General features: G+C 50.0%; 9 protein-coding genes and 1 rRNA gene. 2 read left to right on the top strand and 8 right to left on the bottom strand.

Annotation, left to right across the window (positions count from 1 at the left end; genetic code table 11):
• The 7 genes from AC6R1O_RS14650 to trxA all read right to left on the bottom strand — a co-directional run.
• Nucleotides 1-503: ribosomal RNA gene (locus tag AC6R1O_RS14650) — 16S ribosomal RNA — on the bottom strand; the annotation flags it as partial.
• Between the two features lie 500 nt (nucleotides 504-1,003).
• Nucleotides 1,004-1,717 (bottom strand): NAD(P)H-flavin reductase, encoded by a 714-nt coding sequence (fre, locus tag AC6R1O_RS14645; RefSeq protein WP_500630709.1) that lies wholly within the window; start codon nucleotides 1,715-1,717, stop codon nucleotides 1,004-1,006.
• A gap of 14 nt (nucleotides 1,718-1,731) precedes the next feature.
• A complete protein-coding gene (locus AC6R1O_RS14640; RefSeq protein ID WP_334555476.1) occupies nucleotides 1,732-2,001 on the bottom strand; it encodes a 2Fe-2S iron-sulfur cluster-binding protein in 270 nt (89 codons plus the stop codon).
• Nucleotides 1,998-3,851 (bottom strand): 4-hydroxy-3-polyprenylbenzoate decarboxylase, encoded by a 1,854-nt coding sequence (ubiD, locus tag AC6R1O_RS14635; RefSeq protein WP_500657280.1) that lies wholly within the window; start codon nucleotides 3,849-3,851, stop codon nucleotides 1,998-2,000. The genes AC6R1O_RS14640 and ubiD overlap by 4 nt, the downstream gene beginning before the upstream one ends.
• Nucleotides 3,852-3,929: 78 nt before the next feature.
• A complete protein-coding gene (locus AC6R1O_RS14630; protein WP_500630711.1) occupies nucleotides 3,930-4,922 on the bottom strand; it encodes a hypothetical protein in 993 nt (330 codons plus the stop codon).
• Between the two features lie 105 nt (nucleotides 4,923-5,027).
• On the bottom strand, nucleotides 5,028-6,287 hold the full coding sequence (gene rho / locus AC6R1O_RS14625; protein WP_334555481.1) for a transcription termination factor Rho: 1,260 nt from the start codon (nucleotides 6,285-6,287) through the stop codon (nucleotides 5,028-5,030).
• 199 nt (nucleotides 6,288-6,486) lie between these two features.
• On the bottom strand, nucleotides 6,487-6,813 hold the full coding sequence (gene trxA, locus AC6R1O_RS14620) for a thioredoxin TrxA (protein WP_053440774.1): 327 nt from the start codon (nucleotides 6,811-6,813) through the stop codon (nucleotides 6,487-6,489).
• Between the two features lie 112 nt (nucleotides 6,814-6,925).
• Here trxA and rhlB point away from each other — a divergent pair, with 112 nt between their 5' ends.
• Both rhlB and gppA read left to right on the top strand, forming a co-directional pair.
• Complete coding sequence (gene rhlB / locus AC6R1O_RS14615) at nucleotides 6,926-8,227, top strand: ATP-dependent RNA helicase RhlB (protein ID WP_334555473.1); 1,302 nt, start codon at nucleotides 6,926-6,928, stop codon at nucleotides 8,225-8,227.
• Nucleotides 8,228-8,234: 7 nt separating this feature from the next.
• Entirely contained in the window at nucleotides 8,235-9,740 is a 1,506-nt protein-coding gene (gene gppA / locus AC6R1O_RS14610) for a guanosine-5'-triphosphate,3'-diphosphate diphosphatase (protein WP_500632330.1), read from the top strand.
• Nucleotides 9,741-9,871: 131 nt separating this feature from the next.
• On the opposite strand, the gene AC6R1O_RS14605 is transcribed toward gppA, so the two are convergent.
• The gene (locus tag AC6R1O_RS14605; RefSeq protein WP_500632329.1) at nucleotides 9,872-10,540 is read right to left on the bottom strand and encodes a 7-cyano-7-deazaguanine/7-aminomethyl-7-deazaguanine transporter; all 669 of its coding nucleotides are present in this window, start codon (nucleotides 10,538-10,540) and stop codon (nucleotides 9,872-9,874) included.
• Nucleotides 10,541-10,542 lie beyond the last annotated feature (2 nt).

Here is a 10,542-nt window from a genome sequence, read left to right as displayed (position 1 = left end):
CAGCTAACGTCAAATGAGTGCGCTATTAACACACCCACCTTCCTCACTGCTGAAAGTACTTTACAACCCGAAGGCCTTCTTCATACACGCGGCATGGCTGCATCAGGCTTGCGCCCATTGTGCAATATTCCCCACTGCTGCCTCCCGTAGGAGTCTGGACCGTGTCTCAGTTCCAGTGTGGCTGATCATCCTCTCAGACCAGCTAGGGATCGTCGCCTTGGTGAGCCCTTACCTCACCAACTAGCTAATCCCACCTGGGCATATCCTGACGCGAGAGGCCCGAAGGTCCCCCTCTTTGAGCTCGAAAGCTATTATGCGGTATTAGCCATCGTTTCCAATGGTTATCCCCCACATCAGGGCAATTTCCCAGGCATTACTCACCCGTCCGCCGCTCGACGCCGTTAACGTTCCCCGAAGGTTCAGTTAACTCGTTTCCGCTCGACTTGCATGTGTTAGGCCTGCCGCCAGCGTTCAATCTGAGCCATGATCAAACTCTTCAATTTAAGATTTTGTTCGGCTCAATGAATACTGAACATTCCCTTCGCTAATAAATAGCAAAAGTAATGTTTGAATTGACTGTGCTGAGTCCGAAGACTCAATGGTCACTTCGTATCATTGAAACCTAAATTGCCGCTCTTCCGAAGAAACTATTTGGATTATCATCAACGAGTGCCCACACAGATTGATAGGTTTATATTGTTAAAGAGCTGTGCTTTTGAGCTTTCCCTCAAAGCGGAGGTGCATTCTAGCGAGTTAATTTGAAGAGTCAAACACTTTTCAAATTTATTTTCTCAAGAAGCTTTTACCTCTCTTAACACTGCTGAAGCCTTGTGGCGACTGCCGTGTCAGTGGATGCGCATTATAGGGAGTTGATTCGATAGCGCAAGCCCTATTTGAAAATAATTTAAAAAAACAGGCTGTTCGCTGAAATTGTGGCCGAAAGGGCAAAAAAGAGAGCATTTTGCTCTCTTTTTAACCACCCTTTGGTAGGGAAATTTATCGATTAGATAAAAGCATACGCATCCGCAAACATACGATCACTCTTCGCATCTCTGTGTTGTGTGAAGCGCTCACGCGCGGCGCCGGCCATTTCAAAGCGCCCTGCGATATAGATATCAAACTCGGCGAGTGAGTCGAAATCATCTTCCACCGCTTGAAGGACGTTACCTACCTTTCCATGCCATTCGACTTCTGGCGCTTCCACCACTGGAATAAAGTGTACATGGCGATGTTGCTCTGCAATGGCTGCCAACTCTTGTTGAGCATACAACTGACTTTGATCTCGCGCTCCCCAATAAAGATAGATGTCATTCTCTAGAGATTGAGATAAGCAATGATCGAGAATGGAGCGCACATAACTGAAGCCAGTTCCTCCAGCAATCAATAATAGTGGTCGCTCGCTATTTTGTTGTAGCCAAGCATCGCCGTGTGGTGCATCTATGGTGATGTCGCTTTGGGTTTGCAGCGCGTGTTGCATCATTTCCACTACTTCAAGGGCGTAAGCGTTATGTTCCGCTGCGCCGATATGAAGTTCAAGTTCCCCTTCATGGCGGCACGGGCTACTGGCAATAGAAAAAGGGCGATTATCTTTCTCACCCATCACGACAGTAAGGTATTGGCCAGCTTTGAACGCAACCGGCTGTTGTGGATGAAGCAAAATTTGAAATGTATTCGCAGCTAACGGCTGAATAGACTTTACTTTACATTGGATTGTCATGGTATTCCTCTAACTCACTCCTCTAGAGTAAGTTCTAAATGACTCGTTGCGAGAGCCTGACAAGCGAATATCCACCCTTCTTGCTGCTCTTTCTCTGTCAGCATAGGTTCTAATTGATACTTCACTGTTCCTTTTATTATCCGGCACAAACAGGCTGCGCATGCACCGACCTGACAACGGTGTGGGAAAGGTAATTGATTGTTGAGCGCCCCTTCCAGCACCGTTTCTCCCTCTTGCACGTCAAACGCGATTGCCCCTGGGTGCAAGATGACTTGATACGTCATAGGATACCTAACTCGGGCCAAATAGCATCGATTTTTGCCACTAAGTCCGGATCTTTCTTGATAGGCGTGCCCCACTCGCGCATCACTTCAAGCCCTTCGATTTTATTGGTGGCATCAAGCACTAAGCATGACGATTGATTATCTGTCGCTGCAATACGTAGGCTGTCGCGCGATGGATCCATCCGTGTTGTCACCGCCCAGATAACGTCGTTCCAGTCTTGAGCATCGACATCGTCATCACAAAGAATAATGAACTTAGGTCGCGTGTGCTGCGCTAACCACTGATGGGTGTGGTGTCCGAGTGACGCTGATTCTCCAGCCTGCTGCTTATTCATCGTCACAATGGCCACGCCATCACCGTGGGCGCTTTCTGGAATATGTATCGTTCGGACGTTGTCATTCTGAGCAATAAATTGACGGATGGCGTCCTGTGATAGCCTAGCGCTGGCGGGCAACTCGGCTCGACCCACACGTTCTGCATCCCACTTCACTGTCGCATCGAGACCCATCTTGGAACCTAGACCCGCGACTGGCGATGCAAAATCAAGGGAATCGATCGGGGTATCTTCAATGAATAAACTATCACGAAGCGGATCGACATGCTGGCTCATCGCCGCGACGACACTGCCCCAATCGCGGGCATCGACAGATTCATCGCACACGATGACAAACTTGGTATACATGAACTGGCGCAAGAAAGACCACACACCCATCATGACGCGCTTCGCGTGGCCCGGGTACTGCTTCTTCATCGTCACCACAGCCATGCGATACGAACACCCCTCCGGCGGTAGGTAAAAATCTTCAATCTCCGGGAACTGCTTTTGCAAAATCGGCACAAACACTTCATTCAACGCCACCCCAAGCACAGCGGGCTCATCGGGCGGGCGGCCAGTGTAGGTACTGTGATAAATGGGATTTTGACGCATTGTAATGTGCGTCACGGTGAACACATGATGCTGCTCTTTTTCGTTGTAATACCCGGTGTGATCACCGTATGGACCTTCATCGGCAAACTCATTTGGGTCGATGTACCCTTCCAATACGATCTCTGCACTCGCAGGAACATCGAGATCGTTACTCACCGATTTCACTACTTCGGTTTTGCTGCCCCGCAATAGACCGGCAAAGGCATACTCAGACAAGGTATCTGGTACCGGCGTAACGGCGCCAAGTATGGTGGCAGGGTCCGCACCAAAAGCGACAGAGACGGGGAACGGTTTACCTGGATGCGTCTCCATCCAATCACGTAGGTCAAGTGCGCCACCACGATGGGCGAGCCAGCGCATGATCACCTTGTTTCTAGCGATTTTTTGCTGACGATAAATCCCGAGGTTTTGTCGTTTTTGCTTGGTGCCACGCGTAACCGTCAATCCCCAGGTGAGCAGCGGCGCCACGTCTTCTTGCCAACAACTCATCACGGGGACTTTATCGAGATCGACCTGTTCACCTTGCCAAACGATCTCCTGACACGGTGCGCGGCGCAAGCGTTTCGCTGGCATGTTCAGGACTTGCCGAAAGACAGGCAATTTTTCGAGCGCGTCTTTAAACCCTTTAGGGGGCTCGGGTTCTTTCAGGTAGGCAAGCAGTTTACCCACTTCCCGCAACTCTTTGACTTCCTGACGCCCCATGCCAATCGCGACACGTTCTGGCGTACCAAATAGGTTGGTAAGGACAGGCATGGAGTAACCGATGGGGTTTTCAAACAACAGAGCAGGACCACCCGCACGCAGTGTTCGGTCACTGATCTCTGTCATTTCATAAGCGGGGTCAACCGGGTGAGTAATGCGCTTAAGCTTCCCCTTTTGCTCGAGGAAGTCGATAAAGTCTCTTAAATCCTTAAAACTCATGGGCTTTTGCTGGCTGATTAATATCGCATCAGTATATCAAAAACCTCGCGCGTCCGATCCCACTTTTTGTGCAGGGTCTTATTGGGTTAACACACTCAAAATGGCATGACTGCGTACGGTTTGGTTGGTCTTGGCTAACTCTTCAAGCCAGCTTCGATAACCTTGATTGGCGAGCGCGCTTGCCACCATTGACGCCTCTTCACGAATGGCCATTTTGGCGATAAGAAATTCCTTCACCTCTGGTGACATCGGTTTAATGCGCGTTAACGCCTCAATCGCCGATGCTTTCAAGGCAGGATTCGTAGATGCACGCATGATTTGCTGCAGAGCAAACTCGTCGCCCACATCAGCGAGCCTCGCCAGTTCTTGCTGGCTATTAAAGTCCGCTTTGGTTAGCCAGATCAGTTTGTAAACACCTGGGTCTTCACTGACTTGCGCCAAGCGCACCATGACTGCCGATGAAGGAAGCCAACTGGTGACCGTTTGATCTGTCAGCTGCGCCGCCAATGCTAAGACCGCTTGCTGAGACAAGGTATCTAGCTCGCGGATGAACAAGGACTCTCTCATCTGCACCTGATAGTCGCTGCCCGATAACCACTGTTTCAGATTCAGTTCCTGACGCTCTGCCGCTAGCACAAATTCCAATGCCGATTGCCCCTGCTTCCACTGCTTCAGCAGACGACTCGCAATCGCCGGATAATTAAACGCGGGAGTTGAAAACTCATAACCATCACCGACCTCCAAAACTTGATAGGTAGGTACGCGACGTTTTTGCTGCTCAACAAACAAAGCCATTTTCGACGTGAGCGCTAACTCTTGATCTTCAAACTTTTTCAATAATAGATAACGCGCCACTTCCTGCTGTGGGAGTGACAAACGATCTAACGCAAATTTGAGTGTGTCGATATTGTCTTCGATGGCGTATTGCAGCAGCTCAGCCACTTTCAGTTCAATGTGCTCATCGGCGAGCAACGCTTGCGCTCTTTCCGGCTCCATGGGTGTTGCCGAGACGGGGTGAGCCACCAGTAGAGATGCCGAGAGGAGAAGTGACGACAACATTCCTTGTTGCATGTTAACCTCCTTGTAACATTTCACTTATTGTGGATAGGAATAGCGGAGAATGCAAATAAAAACGCCACCCGGGTTGGGTGGCGTTCATTTATTCAAACTTGCTTATTACTGTCTGCGCATGGCATCGAAAAATTCATCATTGGTCTTGGTCATGGCCAACTTATCAATGAGGAATTCCATCGCATCGGTTTCACCCATTGGGTGTACGATTTTGCGTAGGATCCACATTTTTTGCAGCTCTTCGTTTTTCGTCAGTAGCTCTTCACGACGAGTACCAGAGCGGTTGAAATCGATCGCAGGGAAGACACGCTTCTCGGCAATCTTACGGTTCAGGTGAATTTCCATGTTACCTGTACCTTTAAATTCTTCGTAGATGACTTCATCCATCTTAGAACCGGTATCGACCAGTGCTGTCGCTAGAATCGTTAAGCTGCCACCTTCTTCGACGTTACGTGCCGCACCAAAGAAGCGCTTAGGACGGTGTAGTGCGTTTGCATCGACACCACCCGTTAGAACCTTACCCGATGAAGGCACAACGGTGTTGTAGGCGCGCGCGAGACGCGTAATCGAATCAAGTAGGATCACCACGTCCTTCTTGTGTTCAACCAGACGTTTCGCTTTCTCGATCACCATTTCTGCTACTTGTACGTGACGAGACGCTGGCTCATCAAACGTCGATGCGACCACTTCACCTTTGACTAGGCGTTGCATCTCTGTCACTTCCTCTGGACGTTCGTCGATAAGAAGGACCATCAGCACACACTCAGGGTGGTTGTAAGTGATGCTCTGAGCGATGTTTTGCAGCAGCATGGTTTTACCCGCTTTTGGCGGAGCAACAATCAGACCACGTTGACCTTTACCAATCGGTGACGCGAGATCCAAAACACGTGCCGTAATATCTTCCGTCGAACCGTTACCACGCTCCATCACCATACGCTCATTGGCGTGCAGTGGCGTCAAGTTTTCAAATAGAATCTTGTTACGCGCGTTGTCTGGCTTATCATCATTAACCGTATTGACTTTCAACAATGCAAAGTATCGTTCCCCATCTTTTGGCGGACGAATTTTACCTGCAATTGAGTCACCCGTGCGTAAGTTGAAACGACGAATCTGACTCGGTGACACGTAGATGTCGTCCGGACCTGCGAGGTAAGAGCTGTCTGCGCTGCGCAGGAAACCGAAACCGTCTTGCAGTATTTCCAGAACCCCGTCGCCGAAAATATCTTCACCACTTTTAGCATGCGCTTTCAAGATAGCGAAGATGATGTCTTGTTTTCTTAGGCGAGCTAGGTTTTCAAGGCCCAAGCTTTCGCCAAGTTTGACAAGATCAGACACAGGTCTGTTCTTCAGTTCAGTTAGATTCATGGTGGTGGATACTTGTTTAGTCAAAATAAGGATCTGTTATTTAGTTAGATGAATTTGGTCAGAGGATCGACCAAAGAAGAGAACTTGTTTAATTAACGTGCGATAAATTAGCACTAAATACTAGACTAGTCTAGATTTTGTTGGCCTTCAAAAACAAAACCGTGCATCGGTTAAAATGCACGGTCTTAGCTCGGTGGACTTATAGGTTGGCGTCCAAAAACTCTTTCAGTTGAGTCTTAGACAGCGCACCAACTTTGGTCGCTGCGACGTTACCATCTTTGAACAGAAGTAACGTTGGAATACCACGGATACCAAACTTAGGCGGTGTGCCTGCGTTCTGGTCGATGTTCAGTTTACCGATAGTGAGTTTGCCTTCGTACTCGTCTGCGATTTCGTCCAGAATCGGCGCGATCATTTTACATGGTCCGCACCATTCTGCCCAAAAATCCACAAGAACCGGGCCTGCAGCATTGATTACATCAGCATCAAAACCATCATCAGTTAGCTGCAAAATTTTATCACTCATCTTCCACTCCAATGTGTTTTTTCTGAACTGGTTGGATGATAACCAGTATTTAGATGCCCTATTGGAATGTATTTACTTTCGTATTGCAAGCTTAAGCTGATATTCTATAGCAATGAAAAAGACGCATATCACAGAGCAAAAGTTCGCCGATTTGGGTTTACACCCCCAAGTTACTGAAGGATTGGAGAAAAAAGGGTTCGAGTTTTGTACCCCTATCCAAGCCTTGGCGTTGCCGGTACTGCTCACCGGCCAAGACATCGCAGGACAAGCTCAAACAGGGACAGGCAAAACCCTGGCTTTCTTGACTGCTACTTTTAACCATTTGTTGACCACGCCTGAGCATGACGGCCGCAAACCGACACAGCCGCGTGCCATCATTATGGCGCCGACTCGTGAGCTGGCGATCCAGATCTATAATGATGCGGCGCCATTGGTCGAAAGCACAGGGATCAAAACCGCCCTTGCCTACGGCGGCGAAAGTTACGACAAACAACTTGCGAAACTTGAGCAAGGTGTGGACGTACTGATCGGCACCACAGGTCGTATCATCGACTTCTATAAGCAGCGGGTGTTCAACCTTAACAATATCCAAGCAGTGGTATTGGATGAAGCAGATCGCATGTTCGATCTTGGCTTTATTAAAGACATTCGTTTCCTATTCCGCCGCATGCCAGAGCCAAAAGAGCGTTTGAACATGCTGTTTTCTGCCACGCTGTCATACCGCGTGCAAGAACTCGCTTTTGAACACATGCACAACCCAGAGCATGTCGTGGTCGAGCCGGAACAAAAAACCGGTCACCGTATAAAAGAAGAACTGTTCTACCCTTCTAACGAGCACAAAATGGCGCTGCTGCAAACTCTGATTGAAGAAGAGTGGCCAGACCGTGCTATCGTGTTTGCCAACACCAAGCACAAATGTGAATCCGTATGGGGACATCTGGCCGCTGACGGTCATCGTGTCGGCCTACTTACTGGTGATGTTCCGCAGAAGAAGCGCGAGAAGATTCTTGAGCAATTCACCAAAGGTGACGTCGATATTCTGGTTGCTACCGATGTCGCGGCGCGCGGTTTGCACATTCCGCAAGTCACGCACGTCTTTAACTACGATTTGCCTGATGATTGTGAAGATTATGTCCACCGTATCGGTCGTACTGGTCGTGCGGGCGCAAGCGGTCACTCTATTAGCTTCGCTTGTGAAGATTACGCGATCAATTTGCCTGCTATTGAAGAGTACATTGAGCACACGATCCCACAATCGGATTACGACGCAAGCGCTTTGATTCAAGACCTGCCTGCACCGATTCGCATGCGCAGCAACAAACCTCAGCAACGTCGTACAAACACCGGTGGCTCGCGTAACAACAACCGCCGTAACAACAACCGCTCTCGTTCACGTCAGCAAAAGGATTCTTAAGTCGTCTATGAGTCAAGCCGTCTCCTCTCCGCTCTACGCTGCCATCGACCTCGGGTCGAACAGTTTTCACATGCTCGTTGTGCGTCATATCGATGGCAGCGTTCAAACCATGGCTAAAATCAAGCGCAAAGTGCGCCTTGCCGCTGGCCTAGACGAAAACAATGCTCTGAGCCTAGACGCCATGCAGCGCGGATGGGACTGCTTGCGCTTGTTTGCAGAGCGATTGCAAGACATTGAACCGGATAATATCCGCATCGTCGGCACCGCGACCTTAAGAACGGCGACCAACGCCGAGCAATTTCTTGCCAAAGCCAATGAAATCTTAGGTCACGCGATCGAGGTCATCAGTGGTGAGGAAGAAGCGGCCACTATTTATAAAGGCGTTGCGCACACCTCCGGTGGTAGCGGACGTCGTTTGGTGGTCGATATTGGTGGCGCCAGCACTGAACTGATTATCGGTGAAGGGTTTGAAGCCAAAGCGCTCACCAGTCTAAAAATGGGCTGCGTGACCTGGCTTGAGAAGCACTTTAAAGACAGACAGTTGACAGCCAGTAACTTTGACAACGCCATTTCGGCGGCCAAGCAGACGCTGCACCCCATCTTGGAGCAATACCGCGCGCTGGGTTGGGATGTGTGTGTCGGCGCGTCCGGCACGGTGCAAGCTTTGCAAGAGATCATGTTAGCGCAAGGGATGGATGAGGTGATCACCCACCCGAAACTCAAGCGCTTACAAAAGCAAGCCATGCGCGCTGACCACCTCGAAGAGCTGGATATCGAAGGGCTCACTTTCGAACGGGCGCTGGTATTTCCGAGCGGCTTGTCGATTCTCATTGCGATTTTCGAGTTGTTAGAGATCGAGGCAATGACACTGGCCGGCGGCGCACTGCGCGAAGGCTTAGTGTACGAAATGGTCGATGAACTTAAGCAAGACGACATACGTGCGCGCACCATTACCAGTGTCCAAACGCGATACCAATTGGATGTCGCCTACGGTGAACAAGTTGCGCAGCAAGCCAATACCTTACTCACTCAATGCGAGCAAGGCTGGATTGCGGAAGACCAAGGGGTGGTACTACTCGATACCGCCGCTAAGCTGCATGAAATTGGCCTGACGATCGACTTTAAAAAAGGCGGCGAGCACGGAGCGTATCTCCTTCAGCATCTCGATTTGCCAGGCTTTACCCGTGCGCAGAAGCACCTGTTGGGTGAGCTCACTCGTCGCTATCGTGAACAGCTCTCCTCACTGCCTGAGCAGCACGCTCTCTCCGGCACCAGTGCCAAGCGTGTGTTGCGTCTACTCAGACTGGCCGTGCTGTTAACCCATCGTCGCAATCCACAACTTGCGCCAGATGTGTTGTTAACCACCGACGGTGATAAGCTGACGCTGACCTTGGACCCACTCTGGTTAGAGCAAAACCCACTCACCAGTGCGGAGCTTGAAATTGAAGCGAACCGCCAGAGTGATATTGGCTGGCCCTTGGTGATCACGACCCGCGCAGTGGCGGCCATCTAAATCACGTCGCCGCGCAGCACAGAGTTGAAAGCAGCGCAGAGATCAAAAAACCCGAGACGTTATCGCCTCGGGTTTTCTTTTATCCGCAGCTCGACGTCTCTCATCAGAGCCATCGATACCATGTAAAAAAGCTAGTTTGAACCCACCACTTTAAAGTCTGGGTTCACGGCGGTCAGCTTCTTAACCAAGTAGTTCAGCAGCACCCCATACATAGGCACGAACAAGCCAAGACTGATAACCAGTTTAAAGCCGTAGTCCACCAGCGCGATTTCCGCCCAATGCTCAGCCATAAACGGATCTGGGCTTTGGTAAAACGCAATCGCAAAAAAGGCGATGGTATCAAGTGCGTTGCCAAACAAGGTCGAGCAGGTCGGCGCCACCCACCACTGCTTCAACTGGCGCAGACGATTGAACACGTGCACATCGAGGATTTGTCCAAGCAAGTAGGCCATGAAGCTGGCGACCGCGATACGCGCAACAAACAGATTGAACTCGCCAAGCTGAGCGACACCTTGAAACTGCCCCTCGAAAAAGAGGACAGACAACGCATAAGAAACCGCTAAGGCCGGCAGCATCACCAAGAAGATGATTCTACGTGCCAATGCCGCGCCAAAGACACGGACGGTGAGATCCGTGGCGAGAAAAATAAAAGGAAAGGTGAACGCGCCCCAAGTGGTATGAAAACCCATAACCGTAAAGGGCAGCTGCACGAGATAATTGCTCGATGCAATGATAACCAAATGGAACAGAACTAACAGAAAAAGGGCTTTGCGCTGCTGCGCAGGAGTAAAGTGATTCATGC

Source organism: Vibrio sp. R11-SG3-ISO3-SZ, assembly GCF_059834345.1.
Note: the sequence above shows the minus strand (reverse complement) of the source record. Positions and strands in the feature narration are given on the sequence as shown.